The organism is Streptomyces sp. NPDC006512, from assembly GCF_040611935.1.
In the GTDB taxonomy this organism is placed as follows: domain Bacteria; phylum Actinomycetota; class Actinomycetes; order Streptomycetales; family Streptomycetaceae; genus Streptomyces.
The window spans coordinates 42112-57565 of the sequence record NZ_JBEXPG010000037.1 but is presented as its reverse complement, the minus strand read 5'-3'; the positions used below and the strand labels follow the sequence as shown (position 1 = coordinate 57565).

Sequence of the window (15454 nt, the reverse complement as noted above, 5' to 3'; positions counted from 1 at the left end):
GAGCTCGCGTACGCCACGGCCTACGGGGGCTCGGCTCGATCCACGAGATGGGGTTCTGGCTAAGTTTCCGTTCGGTGAGAGCGGTCAGCTGGCTTCGTACTCGGCCAACCGGTCGAGGCGGTCAAGGTGGGCCGGGTCCAGGTGGAGATGCGCCGCAGCGAGATTCTCCTCCAAGTGGTCGATTCGACCGGTGCCCGGAATCGGGAGAATGACCGGAGAGTGGTGAAGGAGCCAGGCGAGCGAGACCTGTGCGGGGGTGGCGTCGAGTTCGGCTGCCACGGTGGCGATCTCGGCCGCCGCCGCTGAGGCGACCGGCCGCCACGGCAGAAACGCGATCCCCGCCGCTTCGCACGTCGCCAGTACCGGCTCGTGCTCGCGGTCGAGCAAGCTGTACCGGTTCTGCACGCTTGCGACGTCGACGATTTTCCGCGCCTGGTCCAATTCTGTGAAGGAGACCTCGGACAGTCCGATCCGTCCGACCTTGCCCTCGGTCTGGAGTTCCCGCAGCGCGCCGAGCTGTTCCGCCAAGGGGACTTTCGGATCTATGCGGTGCAGCTGGAGCAGCTCGATTCGTTCGACGCGCAGCCGCCGGAGGGCGTGTTCTACCTGACCGCGCAGGACGTCAGGGCGGGCGTCGTGCTTCCGTCCGGCTGCGGTGGCCGATCGTGCGATACCGACCTTGGTGGTGATGACCAGGCCGTCCACGTAGGGGTACAGGGCCTCGGCGAGCAGCTCCTCGTTGGCTCCCCAGCCGTACATGTGGGCGGTATCGATCAGCGTGACGCCCAACTCGTCGGCCCGCCGGGCGACCGCGAGAGAGACCTCGCGGGCGGGACCCGGCTCACTCGGCAGCCGCATGGCTCCGAACCCGAGCCGCCGTACCCCGAGATCCCCACCGATGCGAAATATGGCCGATGTCATGCTGCCTCCGTTTTGATCAAGGCCCAACGCTAACAGTGCGGTTGACCTTGGGGCGATCTGCAGAGACTCGTGCATCGCGCTTACAGAACGTGTGCCAGAACCCCGTTCTCGTGAACGAAGCCAGAGGGTTGTGCGCGCTGTAGCGATGTGGGCCTCTATCACAGCTGCCACCGGAGTAAATGATCTTTGAGGGTCTGCCCGACGGGCCGGGCCGAGTTGATCGAGAATGCCGGTACTCGCGGATCCAGCGACTCTCTCGCAAGGAAGGCAGAACACCCATGACCTGGCTCGATCAGCTTCTCGAAGTCATCAAGACCGTCGCCCCGATCGTCGTACCGCTCCTCAGCAGCGGATGAGAAGCAGGTGGCCCCGGGAGCAGACCGGTGGCCATTGACCTGAGAACGGTCGGCCGTGGTGGCCCTGGCGACATTGCCCAGCGACGCCACCGTCGAGCCGCTCGCCGGGCAGCCGGGGGCCCGCAGGCGCCGAGGCCGGCCTCGGCTGGAGGCACTGTATGTCCGGGTGGGCGAAGACGGAACGCTCTCGGCGACCAAGAACGTCTCGTCGGCGGCGTGGTTCTGCGGGGTTTGCGCGGCTATTGGGTGGGGGGTGTGCGGGCCTGTCGCTGGCGTGGAAGGGATGCTGCTCGCCGTTCCGGGTGCACTGAACCGCGTACCGAGCCGGGGCTGCCGCTCCAACGCGGTGGTGTCCCATTGACCTCGACGTCGTCGCAGGGGTCCAGCATTCGGCCCAACACCTTGACGTAGGCGGCCACCTCTTCGCCGGTGAGGCCGCCGCCTGACGCGTGGCGCGCGGACGGGCCCGAACGAGAAGCGGCTTGGGCTGGAAACGGATGGCTTCGCGGGACACGGGCTGGCGTACGCGGCCCCCAGGCGAGGCCTGCGTCTGCGGACGCCGGGAGTGCGGCGGGGTGGTCCCCGCGTTCGGACGCGGGCGGGGGTCAGGCCCGGTGCCCACCTGTGGGGGCAGAACCGCCGGGCCGGCCCATTGGTATCGGCGACGGGGGCCATCAGCAGGGCAGCACGCTGTCAGCGGGTCTCCGCCTCGCGGCCGACTGCCCGGCTAAGCGGATGCGGTGAAGTGCGCTGGCCGTCGCACCATGTAGACGTCGATGGGGTCCTGAACCTCCACGGTGAACCCGTGGCGCTCGTACAGCCGCCGGGCGGCGCTGCCCTGCAGGACATTCAGGCGAACGGGCATGCCGCTGGCATCGATCCCATCCAGCAGTGTGCGCAGCACAGCCGATCCGAGCCCCCGGCCCTGGAAGGCCGGAGCGAGATAGAAATGCTCCAGCCACCGCCCGTCCTCGGCCGGCCGCACGGTGACGCATCCCGCGAAGGTGCCATCGGCCACGATGACCGACGTGTGCTGCGGGGAGAAGGAGTTCCGCAGCCGCTGCCGTACCTGATGCTCGTCGAACCGTCCCAGCCGCTCCAGGTCCGGGCGCATCACCGTTGCCCGCAGCTCTGCGATCGCCTCGACATCCGCCGGCTCTGCGGAACGCAGCGCCCATTCCACGGGACGGCCTGGCCGTATCCCGTCTGTCCCCGTACTCGTGTCCACCGGCCGAAGTATCTCAATGGCCCGCTGCGAACACGCACACGGCAAGACCATTTACCGGCTGGGCAGGCGACAGCAGCCATCGCGCACTTCGTCGTCACTGACCTTGCAGTCGCCTTCTCGTAGGGGCTGACGATCAGTGATCGTCGCGGTGTGCCGGGTGTATGAGGTATCCGCACGCGGGGGTCTGACCGCGGAGAGGCAAGCCTTCCGCGAGTGGGTCCGGATGGAAGCAGTCGTAGGACCAACACCGGGGACACCACGAGCACAAGGTCAGTAATCCTTTGCCGAGGAGCCGATGGACCAGCTACGTTCTCCCAGCCGTCCATGTTGATCCGGACCGGCGCTGTCGACGAGGAGGTGTGGAGCACATGCGCAGGAGTGCCCAGCAGTTGAGCCCGCGTACTGACCTCTGCGACCTCCTCACGACTGAGACACCTTGTCGCTCCGCATCACCCCACTGACCGACCCGCTCACGGGGGCGCACGGCCGACGCACCGATCACGGCACCACGACCTGGGACGTGGACCGGGTCCGGGCTGCGGCGAAGGCCGTCGAACAGCGCAGCGACCACCTGCACACCGTCGTCGCCCCCGACACCTCCAACGGCTCGATCGCCGGGTTCACCGAACTCGTCGTGCCCGGCGGCTGCACAGGTGACGCCCAGCACTACGGCACCGGCGTGCTTCCAGAGCCCCGCGGACACGGCCTCGGCCGCTGGATGAAGGCCGAGTCGATCCGACAAAGCCCACGGGCACTACCCGGACCTCGGCGGTGTCCTGACCGACACCGCCGACAGCTTCGGCTACCTGCCCACGCGCACGCCCACGCACGTCGCGCGTCAGCCACGCCAATGACGTGGGTCGGTGATGACACCGGAACCTCGAACGGCCCGTGAGCGACGCCGTCGACCTGACCGTGATGGACGCGATGCATGACGCCCCGCGCCGGAAACTGCCCCATTCCTCAGCCCCACTCCTCAGCCCTGGGCCGGCTCGCCGTGCCGGGGCCCGCCATGGCCGACGCCGGACCGCGTCGGCCGGAAAGTGAGTACACAGATGCAACCGACAATCGTACTTGTCCACGGAGCCTTCGCGAACTCCTTCTCCTTCGCGCCCCTCCAGGCAGAACTCGGCCTCCTCGGGCACCGTTCGGTCGCCGTCGACCTGCCCGGCCACGGGTTCCAGGCGACCTATACCCACGCCTATCAGGCACCGCAGGATCCCGAGGGGCTCGCCGCCGCCCCCGGCTCGATCAAGGGCGTCACACTCGCCGACAACGTCGCACACCTGGTCGGGATCCTCGAACGGGCCAAGCGGAACGGACCCGTGATACTCGTCGCACACAGCCGTGGCGGCATCACGGTCACCGCTGCGGCCAACGCGCGCCCGGATCTGATCGACCGCCTCGTCTATGTCTCGGCGTGGTGCCCTGTCCGTCTCGACGTCGGTGACTACTACGCCGAACCGGAGATGGCCACGGTCGACCCGGCCGCATTCGCCTCGGCGCTGACGGGGAACCCTGCCGAACTCGGCCTGCTCCGTGTCAACTTCCGCACCGCCGACCCGGACTCACTCACGGCGTTCAAGGCGGCGTTCTTCGCCGACGGCACGGACGAGGAGTTCCTCACCTTCCTGAACACCTTCCAGCCCGACGAGAGCCTGGACGTCGGTGGCCCCGCCGACCGGGCACAGGCCGCGACCTGGGGCCGCATCCCCAAGACCTACATCCGCCTGGCCGACGACACGAGCTTGCCCACCGCCCTACAGGACCGGCTGATCCGCGAGGGCAACGAGCTGACACCTGACAACCCGTACGACGTCCACACACTGGAGGGCAGCCACCTGAAGTGGCTGGCCGACCCCGCACCGGCCGCCCGCGTCCTGGGCGGACTCGCCACGCCGCCGGCCCCGTCCGCCGGGGCGTGACCGGAGTGACGTGAGCGGTTCGGAAGTGTCGGTACGAGGACCGGTCTCTCGGGAGTCCTGCGGAGCCGGCTTGGTGACCGTTGGGGTCGTGCCCGGTCCGCGCCGGCACGGGTGCGCGGGTCAGGGCCGGAACCCGGAGCGCTCTGGGGACATGACCGGACCGACCCTCGCCCGCTGCACGCCTTGAGGCCTTTCCGAACTCGCGCTCTGAGCCGTGTTGAGGCAGGCGTACCCGTCACCCCGTGGCGGGTCTCCTGGTGACGTTCGGGATACGGACCGTCACGATGTCCGGCGCGGGGTCGTTGGGCTGCTCATGGACCACAGGAACGTTCCAGCACAGAGAAGTTCCGCCGACGTGCGGGCGGGCAGCGGGTGGGAGTCGGATTCTCCGATCTACGACGCCCTCGCGCGGCAGTGGCGTCAGGAAGGCCGGGAGGTTCCCGGCGGCGAAGGACCCGCGCCAAAAGGACGGCACCGGTCGGCAGGCGCAGACCTGTTCCACCGCGGCTGACCGGACCGACGGTGCCGCCGGTCCGGCCGATTCCGGGAATCAGGCCGCGACGAGCTCCTGCTCGCGGTCCGGCGTCTTGACCTTGGGCTTCTTGTTCGGCAGCGAGAGCCGGAAGACCTTGTGCCACGCAGAGAACACCTGCTTGGGCAGCGGCCCGGTGACGTACTCCAGCTCGTACTTCTCGAACAGCGCGCGCACCTTGACCGCGACCTCGGCGTACCGGTTGCTCGGCAGGTCCGGGAACAGGTGGTGCTCGATCTGGTGCGACAGGTTGCCGGTCATGAAGTGCATGGCCCTGCTGCCGCTGATGTTCGCCGAGCCCATCATCTGTCGCAGGTACCACTGGCCACGCGTCTCGCCCTTGATCGACCGGCGCTCGAAGACCTGCACACCCTCGGGGAAGTGCCCGCACATGATCACCGAGTGGGTCCAGATGTTGCGGACCAGGTTCGCGGTGAACGTGGCGGCGAGCGTCGGGAGGAACGACGGGCCCGACAGCAGCGGGTGGATCACGTAGTCCTTGAGCACCTGCTTGCGGATCTTGCGGCCCACTGCCTTGGCCCGCGCGCGGAACTCCGGGTTCTTGCGGCGGCGCTTGTGCAGGTTCTTGCCGAGCTCCAGGTCGTACGCCGCGATGCCGTACTCGAAGAAGCAGGCGTTGAGGAAGTTCCACAGCGGCTGGCCGAGGTGGAACGGGTGCCACCTCTGGTCCTCGTCGACGCGCATGATGCCGTAGCCGAGGTCGTTGTCCTTGCCGATCACGTTGGTGTACGTGTGGTGCAGCTCGTTGTGCGAGTGCTTCCACTGATCGGACGGTGAGACGTGGTCCCACTCCCAGGTGGTGGAGTGGATCTTGGGGTCTCGCATCCAGTCCCACTGGCCGTGCAGGATGTTGTGGCCGATCTCCATGTTGTCCATGATCTTCGCCACGGACAGGCCCGCGGTGCCGAGCACCCACGCGGGCGGGAAGATCGAGAACAGCAGCACGCCCCTGCTGACCAGCTCGAGCTTGCGCTGCGCCGAGATGACCTTGCGGATGTAGGCGGCGTCCTTCTCCCCGCGGCTGGCGATCACCTCGTCGCGGATGGCGTCCAGCTCGCGGCCGAGCTCCTCGATCTGCTCCGCGGTCAGGTGGGCGGTGGGGTCGATGGCGGTCAAAGTGCTCCTACCGTTCGATGTCGCAGGGGCCCGCCGCGGCGGACACGCAGGTCTGGATGAGGACGCCCGGTTCGGCCTCGGTGATCTCGCCGGTGCGCAGGTCGCGGACGGCGCCCGCCTTGAGCGGGCTGACGCAGCCGAAGCAGATGCCCATGCGGCAGCCGGAGGGCATGAGCACGCCGGCCTCCTCGCCGATGTCGAGCAACGGCGTGGCGCCGTCCGCGTCGACGGTCTTGCCGGTCGCGCTGAACGTGACCTCGCCGCCGTCGCCGGTGACGACGATGCTGGGGCGGAAGCGTTCGGTGTGCAGGCGCTCTTGCACGCCGTGCCCGGTCCAGTGCTCTTCGGCGGCGTCCAGCAGGCCCGCGGGTCCGCAAGCCCAGGTCTCGCGCTCGGCCCAGTCGGGCACGAGTTCGTCGAGACGGGAGACGTCGAGCATGCCGTCCGTGTCGGTGTGCACCTCGGTGAGCCGCAGCTTCTCGTCCGCGACCAGGTCGTGCAGTTCGCTGCGGAAGATCACGTCTTGTGGCCGTGGCGCGCAGTGGACCATGACGACGTCGTCGAACTCGATGTCGCGCAGCATGCCCATCACGGGCGTGATGCCGCTGCCGGCCGTCAGGTAGAGCACCTTGGCGGGCTTGGCCTGCGGCAGCACGAAGTCACCGGTCGGCTGGTCGAGCTGGACCAGCGTGCCCGGCTTAGCCCTGCGGACCAGGTGGTTGCTGACCTTGCCGTCCGGGATCGCCTTCACGGTGATCGTGACGCGGCCGTCCTCGCGGTTCGTCGGCGAGGTGATGGAGTAGGCACGCCACAGGCGCACCCCGTCGACATCGACCCCGATCCGCACGTACTGACCGGCTGTATGCCCGCGCCAGCCCCGTCCCGGCCTGATCACGACAGTCGCGGCGTCACCCGTCTCGGGGTGCACGGCCTCGATGCGCCCGCGCAGGTCAGCGCCCGCACGCAGCGGGCTGACCAGGTCGAGGTAGTCCGACGGCAGCAGCGGCGTCGTGACCATCTCCAGCAGTTTCCACGCCCTGCTGCGGAGGGCTGCACTCGTCATGACTCCAGCTTGCTGCGCCTCAAGGCGTAAAGTCCTGACCGTAGGACGTAAATTTGATCAGCCGAATTGTTCGCAGGGAATGAAACCGTGAGCCATGCAATCCGGAGGGCCAGTGAACTGGCCCTGGATGAGACGACGGTCACAGCACTTCGGGCCGAGCTGAAGACCACCGCCGACGAGGTCGTCCAGGCGATCATGGACGAGGTCCCGCCCTACGCCAACGCCCTCTCGGGCCGCATGGGCGCCACCATCCGCCGGGCCGTCCGTACCGCCCTGGGGCACTACCTGGACCTCGCGAGCGGGAACGCCACGGGCGGCGACGCCGGTGACGCCGCCTACGAGCTGGGCCGCGGCGAGGTGCGCGACGGCCGTTCGATGGACGCCCTGCTCAGCGCCTACCGCGTCGGCGCCCGCGTGGCCTGGCGATGCCTGGCGGCGGGCGCCGTGCCCGTAGGTCTGCCCGCCGCCGAGGTCGCCAAATTCGCCGAGCTGACCTTCGCCTACATCGACGAGCTCTCTGCCGCGAGCGCCGCGGGCCACGCCGACGAACTGGCGGCCCGGGGCAGGGCCCACGAGCGCCAGCTGGAACACCTGGCCCGCGACCTCCTCGCCGGCGCGAGCCCGGACGTGCTGCTGGCCTCTGTCCAACGGGCCGGGTGGCAGCCTCCGGTTTCGCTGACCGCGGTCCTGCTGCCCGCCGCCCAGGCCCGGCCTGCCTACCGCGCGCTCGACCCGAGCACCCTCGTCCTCGACGATCTGCCGGACGCCACCGGTGTGCTGCTCGTCCCCGATGCCGACCGATCACATCTCCTGCGGCAGCTGATCGACCGCACCGCCGTGGTCGGCCCGGCCCGGCCGTGGACCCGTGCGTCCGCCTCGTACGCACGGGCCGTCCGCGCGCGCTCCCTCTCCTCCGACATTCGCGACACCGAGGACCACCTGCCCGAGCTGGTGCTGAGCGCCGACGCGGACGCGTTCGCAGACCTTCGTGCCCGAGCCCTCGCACCGTTGCGGACCTTGCCTGCCGCGACGGCACGGCGGCTGGAGGAGACGTTGCGGGCGTGGCTGCTGCACCAGGGCAGGCGGGACGAGGCGGCGGCGGCGTTGTTCGTCCATCCCCAGACGGTCCGGTACCGGATGGCGCAGCTGCGGGAGCTGTTTCCGGATCTCGCATCGCCACAGCGGGTCCTCGAACTGACACTGGCTGTCGGCCTTCGGGCCAGCTGACGCGCACCTGGACGTCACGCCGGAGGACGTGCCCCGGTCCGGGCAGGGTCCGGCTGCGGCGGCCGGCGGACCGGCGCAGCCGGATGCCGGTTTCCTCGTTGGCCGGGTATGCCCGGCTCAGCGCTCGACGCCGGCGATGTCAAGGAGCTGGTGCATGAGGTCGTGGGGCAACGCGTGGTTGCGGGCGGCTGTTCGCGCCACGCCCTGCTCGGTCATGCCAAGGAGCTCGACGAGGCGGGGGAGTGGCAGGAGCGGGTGGGAGGCTGCGTGATGTCGGACCATGTCGTTCGGGTCGTGGGAGAGGCGCTCGACGAGTTCTGGTTCGGCGTGTGGGTCGCGCATGGCGGCGTACCGCAGTCGGTGGTTCGGGTTGTCGGCGAACCGCGCGAGGCCGGGCCGGGCGAAGTTGCGACGAGAAGTCAGCAGGACCCACCTCTCGGAGCCGGCGAGCATCTCAACGAGGAGTTCGTGCGGGGCGTGGTCGTTCTCGCACAGCATCGCCCTGACGTAGTAGTCCTCGTCGATTGCCAGCCGTTCGACCACATCGGCGGGCAGTTCCGGCGCACGCGTAACGCCCCGGCGCAGCATGACGTGGCGGGAACCCGCGATCTCTCGCAGCGCATCGGGGTCGTCGAAGTGTTCCTCGACCCAGGCCGGGAAGGAGTAGCGCTCCTGCGGGGCCGTGTAGTCGATCGCGACCCGCTGTTCCTCGGTCAGGTCCGCGCGCGTGGACACGGCCAGTCGTACATGGGGATCGGGGTCAGTGGCCAGCCTGAGCGCGAGGGGTGTGGGCGTGTGTGGGTTCCGGGCAGCCCGCTCGCGTAGGGAAGGGTCTTCGTGGGTGGCGAGGAAGGCTGCCAGGTCGGCGTCGACGGGTGAGGCGAGGGCGGCGGCGAGACGGCGGTCCTCCTCCGCTTCGGCGAGGAAGGCATTGACTGTCGTCGGCAGGGGCATCAAGGGGCGGGCGACGCGTTCGAAGGCCTCGCGTACCCGCGCGTCCGGGTCGGCCTCGGCCGCGGCTCGGACCGCCGGAGGCAGCCTGTGCCAGGTTCGGGTGTTGATGGCGGCGGCCCGGACGCGGGGGTCGCGATCCCCGGCCAGCAGGAGCAGGTTCCTCTCCGGAAGACCCACGAGTTCAGCCGCGATGCTCCTCAGCCCGCCGTACGGGCTGGTCGCCAGCCGGACGACCACCTCCTTCGGCAGTTCGACGCCGCACGCTTCGGCGATCCGGAGCATGCGGCGTCGCACGGCCGGGTCCGCATCCTCGGCCAGCGCACCGTACGCCTCCGTCGGCAAGCGGGAATTCCCCACCAGGATGCTGCGGACCTCCGGGTCGGGGTGCGCGACGGCGGCCCGCGCCGCGGACGGCGACAGCTCGCGCCTCCCGAGCAGACTCCAGGCCTCGGACCGAGGGTCCAGTGTGAACACGCGACGCAGCACCGAGTCGGGGGCCGCGTGGTTCGTCGCGAGCCCCGCCACCCAGTCCGCATGGAGGATGACGTCGGCCTCGAGCAGCAGCACGGCAGCGGCGCGCTTCGATGCCGTCGCCTTGGAGATACCGCACGCGACCTTTGTCAGCTGATCATCCTTCTGTGGCATGGAACGATGATCTCAAGTCTTGTCGGGAGCGGTGCCGTTCAGGGCTGAGGTCCTCTTCGGGACGAGCGACTCGGACCGAATGCACCGCTGATCAGCCCTAGCGGCCAGTCCCATAGCGCATGACAGAGGTTCGACGGCCGCCCGACGATTGGGCGCGGGACGCGGCGGGGTTGATGCCGTCGTCGATCAGCCGGCTGGTCAAGCCTGTGATCGAGTTGTGCGAGCAGTACGACATCGTGCCGTGGCACCTCACGCCGGCCGCGTTCGACCGCTACTTCGCGGGTTCGGGCAACCGCGCCCTGACAACGGTCCGGGCGCTCATGGGCCACGCCTGGTGGTTTCGGGCGCGTGCGGCGCGCTGTTGGCCGTCCCGGGGTCTTCACGCTCCGCTCCTTCGTGGGTACGCTCCGTGCGTCATGGTGGGGGCCGAGTGGAGCCCGGACTCGGGGGGATGCTTCGTGATCGAGCAGGCGTACGTTCAGGCTGGCGACAAGCCCGCGCCGGCGCTCAAGGACATCAGGGACCGGATCGCGAAGGCGGTGGACGCGACGGAGGGCAGCACCGGCCTCAAGCGCCTCGCGTGCTGGCTGCAGATGCCGGTCGATTCCGCGTTCGGGAAGATGATGGACAGCAACTGCCAGGGGCGCGCCAAGGAGGTCGGCGCTCTGCTGAGCCCCGGGAAGGACGGGCTCTTCACGCCCGGCGACCTCGGGTCGGTGATCCGTGCCTCGGCGGCGTGGGCCGGCATCGACACAGCCCTCAAGTCGGAGCGCGCCGTGTACGTCAACGGTCCGGCCGAGCACGTGGGCGGGGCCAAGAGCAAGTTCACCAGCGGATTCCACGTGATCGTCTTCCTGGCCGTCGGGAAGGACGCCGACGACCGCGCCTACTATCTGGGCCTCGACCCGGACGTCAGCGCCACGGCGGAGTCCCGGGCGGCGTGGAAGGCGCTGGTCGCGGGGGAGCCCGAGACGAAGCCGGAGGAGTTCACCGCGCCGAAGAGCCTGGAGGTCGTCAAGTCGATGATCCTCGGCGACGAGGAGGGCGGCTTCGGCCCGCTGATCCGCAAGTACTACGTCGACACCACCGCGAGGTTCCCCAAGATCAACCGCTTCGGCTGAGCGCGCCCGGCGCCCGTGCCTTCCCCGCCCGTGGGCGGGGAAGGCACACTGGAGCACTCGTCCACAACGGTGTCGCCGTGGGCGGTCGCGGGCGGTGACCTCGACGCCGAATTCCACATCGGCCTCGCTGTACCGGGCGCGACCTTCACCGTTGCCAGGACTCCCGCTATCCCGCTGGCTGTCCGCTGACCTGCCAGGACCCCATGTGTACGGGTGCGCCGAACCCCCGTCCGAGCTGGGCTCCCGAACCGGGCCGAAGGCCGATGCCAGGACCGTCCTCGCGGGCTCAGACCACCGCCCCCGTCCCCCTCTCCTTCTTCCTCCGCGCCTCCAACGGGTTGTACTCGTCAGGGATTTCCTTCGCGGTGCGACGGTCCCGTGCCGGTGGGGGTGTCGGGTTGCGGTGTTCCAGGGCGATCGCGATCGGGACCGCGGTGAAGATGGTCGAGGCGATGCCGACCAGGACGCCCGCGATCAGCGCCACGGAGAAGTCCGCCAGCGAGTCGCCGCCCAGTACCGCCAGTGCGGTCAGGATGAACAGGGCTCCCATACCCGTGTTCACCGTGCGCGGGAGTGTCTGGACCACCGCGTGGTTGGCCGTCTTCTCCAGGTCGCCTCGGGGGTCTCGGCGGCGCGCTTCGCGGACGCGGTCGAAGACGACCACCGTGTCGTTCACGGAGTAGCCGATCACTGTGAGCAGCGCCCCCAGGAAGACGCTGTCCACGGGCCTGCCCAGCCAGGCGAACAGGCCCACCACGAGGAGGACGTCGTGGACCATCGCAGAGACCGCCGCTGCCGCCAGGGTCCAGCGGAACCGCACGCTGAGGTAGATCAGTTGGGCGGCCACCGCGATGCCCAGGGCCAGGAGCGCCTTGTGGCGCAGTTCGCTGCCGAGGCTCGGGCCGATCTGTTCGTCACGCTCCACCGTGACGGTTCCGCCGGGCTCCTCCAAGGCCGCCTTGACGCGCTGCTGTTCGTCGTCGGTGAGCTTCTCCGTGCGTACGGTGATGTCGCCGTCGCCGGACTCCTGCACCACCGCGCGCGGGAACCCGGCGTCGGACACGGCGTTCCGGGCCGTGTCCGCGTCGACGGACCTGCTGGTGCTGTACTCGACGAGGCGGCCGCCGGTGAACTCGACGCCGAAGTCCAGGCCGCGGATGAGGATTCCTGCGACGGCCACCGCCACCAGGAGTGCGCTCGCGCCGAGCCAGCGGCGACGGTGGCGGACCAGGTTCGGGTTGCGGCGGGACAGCCATGTGCGGACCCGTCCCGTCGAGGCGATGCCCGTCAGACCGGGGCGCTTGCGTACGAAGCTGCGGGCGACGGCGAAGTCCACGAGGGCGCGCGTGATCACGAGCGCCGTGAGCATCGATGCCAGGACGCCGATGCACAGGGTGACCCCGAAGCCCTTGACCGGGCCCGTGGCGAAGAAGAACAGCAATCCCGCGGCGAGCAGAGTCGTCACGTTCGAGTCGATCACCGCGCTCCATGCCTTGGCGAAGCCGGTCTTCACCGGCTTCGCCAGGTCCTTGGAACGGACGCCCAGGTACTCCTCCCTGGCCCGTTCGAAGACCAGGACGTTCGCGTCCACCGCCATGCCGACCGCCAGGACGAACCCGGCGAGCCCCGGCAGCGTGAGCGTCGCGCCGAGCGCCACCAGAGCGGCGTACGAGATGAGGCCGTACAGCGCGAGTGCCACGGCGGCGAGCGCGCCAAGGAGGCGGTAGACGACGGTGATGAACAGTGCGGTCAGGGCGATGCCGATGAGGGCGGCCTTGGTGCTCGCCTCGATGGCGTCGGCGCCGAGCGTCGGGCCGACCGTGCGCTGTTCCACGACGTCGAGGGGCACCGGTAGCGCGCCGCCCTTCACGAGCGCCGCCAGCTCGCGCGCCTCGGCCCGGCTGAAGCCGCCGCTGATCTGCGTGGAGCCGCCGGCGATACCGGTCCCGCACACCACGTCCGCGGTGACGCCGGGCGCTGAGATGATCTTGTTGTCGAGGGTGATGACGACGCGGCGTTGCGGTGCGCCCTGAGGCGCGCAGGCCGCGTCCGAGGTGATCTTCGCCCAGGTGTCGCCCGCGCCCTTGCGGAAGTCAAGGGCGACCATCCAGCCGCCGAGCGACTGCTGGTCCAGGACCGCCGCGGCGTCCTCGACCCCCTCGCCGGTGAGGGCGGTGGGGCCCAGCTTCAGGTGGTTGCCCGGCCGGTCCGGGTCGGGCAGGGTGCGTGATCCGTCGGCCTCGGGCATCGCGGAGCCCTGGTCGGCCGTCGCCCCCGTCACCGGGTGGACCGTGAGCTGTGCGGTGCGGCCGATGACCTCGGCGGCCTTGCGCGGGTCCTGCACTCCGGGCAGTTCGACGATGATCCGTTTCTCGCCGGAGCGGGCGATGCCGGGTTCGGAGACGCCGAGGGCGTCGACGCGCTGCCTGAGGACCTCCAGAGCGCGGTCGGTGGATGCGGCGTCGGCCTTGACGGTGGGTGAGTCCCGGGTCTCCAGGACGATCTGGGTGCCGCCGCGTAGATCGAGGCCGAGGCGGGCGGATTGGGTGAGGGCGATGTAGAGGGACAGCGCGACGGCCGCCAGGGCGACGATCGCCCTCCACAAGGGTGGGCGGGACAAGGGTGTCCGAGACATGCGTACTCCACGATGAGGGCAGGACGGAGGGACGCGTGACCGGCCCCGCGCGGTGTGCGCCGGGTCAGAAGGGTCAGGCGTCGATGACGGTCTGCGTGCTCATCGGTGGGGCGGGCCGCGCGGGGCGGCGGACTCGAACGGCCTGCGCGGCGGCGCGAGTACGGTGGCGGGCCCCGCGTCGGGCCCGCCCAGGGCGCGGCGCGGGGCCGTGTCGACGGCCGTACGCGCGGGGCCCGCAGGTTGCGGGCCCGGGATGTGGGCGTCCGGTCGGGGCGTGACCGCGACTTGCCGCGCCGGGACGTCGTCCGGTGCTGCCCCTGATCCGATGTGCCCCGCCACCGTGTGGTGGGCGAGCGGCCTGTCGGCGGGCACGGGCATGCCCTGCGCCCCGGCCACCGGGACGAACAGCGCGAGGACGGTGACGACGAGGGTCAGCGCGGACGCGGCCAGGCGCGCAGAGCGGCTCTGTTGCGGCACGCGCCCCCCATCCCTTCGGTGCTCGTCGGGTGCGCACGGCGTGGCCCCGCCCTGCTCAACGTATGGGGCGCCCCGGTCCGTTCCGTGTTCCTCGCCAGTTCTTCGGCAGCCGAAGAACTTCAGCAGCGGCGCGAAACCCAGCCGGTTCGCCGCCCCCGACCCGCTCCGAAGCCGCTCCCGGTCCTCCTCCAAACAGCCTCCAGACCTCGATCAAGTCCTCTGGCTCCCACTCCTGCCGCACTCCGCGCCTGATGCAGCCGTCCTCCTCGGACGGCTCGTCAGGCCCTGCGCGTGCGTCACGGAACAGTCACATCCCACCCATACGGGTCCTGGCGCCGACACCATGATGCGATGCGCACACACCACACCATCACCCTCCTCGCCGCCGCCGGCCTCCTCGCCCTCACCGGCTGCTCCGAGGCCGTCACCAGCGAGCCCAAGCCCGATGACAAGGTCGCCGCCCCGCCGTCCGCATCGCAGTCGAGCACCGCCCCAGAGGCGCTCAGCTCCGCAGCGGCAGCCGCCGGCATCCCGCCCAGCCCCGCCCCTGAACAGCGCGCCATCTACCTCGCCGCGCTCAACAAGATCGACCCCGAGATCGTCAACGGCAAGGACGACAAAGCCATCAGCCGCGGGCTGAACCAGTGCCAGTCGATGAAGGACGAGAAGGACCCGACCAAGCGTGTCGAGTCCACGAACCGGCGCTTCATCAGCCCCAACCACCCGGACGGCTTCGGCCCCACCAAGGCCGCCTTCATCCTCGCCGCCGTGCAGACCAACCTCTGCCCCACGTACTGACGGGGCCACAGACCACCACGGTGCGAGCGGGCCCTCGCGACTGGCAGGCCCGCATGTTCAGGTGTCGCGTATCCGGTCGCACGCGCGGAACCGTTCACTGCTCGTAGCCGGTGTCGGTGTCGCGGCCGGGATCGTGCTCCGTCGCAAGCGAGATCGACCTGCCCTGCGCCCGGCCGTCACGGAGAGAACGAGAAGGGAAGGGGCCCTGGCGCTGAGTACGCCAGGGCTCCAGGGCTGGGGCGGCGCTCATTGGACCGGCGCCCTCGCAGGGTCCTCCGTTGCGTGGTCAGGCGTCTGTATGAGGACGTGCTCCGGGGTGGGGTGGGTCAGACCCCTCCTGCCTCTGCTGACCCGGTCCGCCGACGAGGCGCTCCTCGGGTTCTCTGCGGCAGACCTGAGGGAGCAGGCCCGTGCGATCAGCAGCGGGGAGCCGTA

The 15454-nt window shown here is 69.9% G+C and carries 11 protein-coding genes and 1 pseudogene; 5 read left to right on the top strand and 7 right to left on the bottom strand.

Annotation, left to right across the window (positions count from 1 at the left end):
* Positions 1-84 precede the first annotated feature (84 nt).
* Complete coding sequence (locus ABZZ17_RS24925) at positions 85-921, bottom strand: aldo/keto reductase (RefSeq protein WP_356878648.1); 837 nt, start codon at positions 919-921, stop codon at positions 85-87.
* Between the two features lie 1083 nt (positions 922-2004).
* Positions 2005-2391 (bottom strand): GNAT family N-acetyltransferase, encoded by a 387-nt coding sequence (locus tag ABZZ17_RS24920; protein WP_356878697.1) that lies wholly within the window; start codon positions 2389-2391, stop codon positions 2005-2007.
* Positions 2392-2998: 607 nt separating this feature from the next.
* Between ABZZ17_RS24920 and ABZZ17_RS24915 the strand changes: the two are divergent.
* Positions 2999-3302, top strand: a pseudogene (locus ABZZ17_RS24915) (GNAT family N-acetyltransferase); the annotation flags it as partial.
* A gap of 258 nt (positions 3303-3560) precedes the next feature.
* Positions 3561-4430 carry an alpha/beta fold hydrolase gene (locus ABZZ17_RS24910; protein ID WP_356878646.1) on the top strand — a complete coding sequence of 290 codons (870 nt, stop codon included), beginning with the start codon at positions 3561-3563 and terminating at the stop codon, positions 4428-4430.
* 550 nt (positions 4431-4980) lie between these two features.
* On the opposite strand, the gene ABZZ17_RS24905 is transcribed toward ABZZ17_RS24910, so the two are convergent.
* Positions 4981-6099, bottom strand: coding sequence for an acyl-CoA desaturase (locus ABZZ17_RS24905; protein ID WP_356878644.1), 1119 nt, complete (start codon positions 6097-6099; stop codon positions 4981-4983).
* 7 nt (positions 6100-6106) lie between these two features.
* Positions 6107-7162, bottom strand: a complete 1056-nt coding sequence (locus ABZZ17_RS24900) for a ferredoxin reductase (RefSeq protein ID WP_356878642.1) — start codon at positions 7160-7162, stop codon at positions 6107-6109.
* A gap of 87 nt (positions 7163-7249) precedes the next feature.
* On the opposite strand from ABZZ17_RS24900, the gene ABZZ17_RS24895 reads away from it, so the two are divergent.
* Complete coding sequence (locus ABZZ17_RS24895) at positions 7250-8389, top strand: helix-turn-helix domain-containing protein (RefSeq protein ID WP_356878640.1); 1140 nt, start codon at positions 7250-7252, stop codon at positions 8387-8389.
* A gap of 117 nt (positions 8390-8506) precedes the next feature.
* Here ABZZ17_RS24895 and ABZZ17_RS24890 read toward each other — a convergent pair whose 3' ends face one another.
* Positions 8507-9988 (bottom strand): hypothetical protein, encoded by a 1482-nt coding sequence (locus ABZZ17_RS24890; RefSeq protein WP_356878638.1) that lies wholly within the window; start codon positions 9986-9988, stop codon positions 8507-8509.
* Positions 9989-10446: 458 nt separating this feature from the next.
* On the opposite strand from ABZZ17_RS24890, the gene ABZZ17_RS24885 reads away from it, so the two are divergent.
* Complete coding sequence (locus tag ABZZ17_RS24885) at positions 10447-11109, top strand: hypothetical protein (RefSeq protein ID WP_356878636.1); 663 nt, start codon at positions 10447-10449, stop codon at positions 11107-11109.
* Between the two features lie 286 nt (positions 11110-11395).
* On the opposite strand, the gene secD is transcribed toward ABZZ17_RS24885, so the two are convergent.
* A complete protein-coding gene (gene secD / locus ABZZ17_RS24880; RefSeq protein ID WP_356878634.1) occupies positions 11396-13744 on the bottom strand; it encodes a protein translocase subunit SecD in 2349 nt (782 codons plus the stop codon).
* A gap of 99 nt (positions 13745-13843) precedes the next feature.
* The gene (locus ABZZ17_RS24875) at positions 13844-14221 is read right to left on the bottom strand and encodes a hypothetical protein (RefSeq protein WP_356878632.1); all 378 of its coding nucleotides are present in this window, start codon (positions 14219-14221) and stop codon (positions 13844-13846) included.
* 351 nt (positions 14222-14572) lie between these two features.
* Between ABZZ17_RS24875 and ABZZ17_RS24870 the strand changes: the two genes are divergently transcribed.
* Entirely contained in the window at positions 14573-15019 is a 447-nt protein-coding gene (locus ABZZ17_RS24870) for a DUF732 domain-containing protein (RefSeq protein ID WP_356878630.1), read from the top strand.
* Positions 15020-15454 lie beyond the last annotated feature (435 nt).

Coding starts and splice junctions, on each gene's coding strand:
- ABZZ17_RS24925 (WP_356878648.1), bottom strand. CDS start 921: ATGACATCGGCCATATTTCGCATCGGTGGGGATCTCGGGGTACGGCGG.
- ABZZ17_RS24920 (WP_356878697.1), bottom strand. CDS start 2,391: ATGCGCCCGGACCTGGAGCGGCTGGGACGGTTCGACGAGCATCAGGTA.
- ABZZ17_RS24910 (WP_356878646.1), top strand. CDS start 3,561: ATGCAACCGACAATCGTACTTGTCCACGGAGCCTTCGCGAACTCCTTC.
- ABZZ17_RS24900 (WP_356878642.1), bottom strand. CDS start 7,162: ATGACGAGTGCAGCCCTCCGCAGCAGGGCGTGGAAACTGCTGGAGATG.
- ABZZ17_RS24890 (WP_356878638.1), bottom strand. CDS start 9,988: ATGCCACAGAAGGATGATCAGCTGACAAAGGTCGCGTGCGGTATCTCC.
- secD (WP_356878634.1), bottom strand. CDS start 13,744: ATGTCTCGGACACCCTTGTCCCGCCCACCCTTGTGGAGGGCGATCGTC.
- ABZZ17_RS24870 (WP_356878630.1), top strand. CDS start 14,573: ATGCGCACACACCACACCATCACCCTCCTCGCCGCCGCCGGCCTCCTC.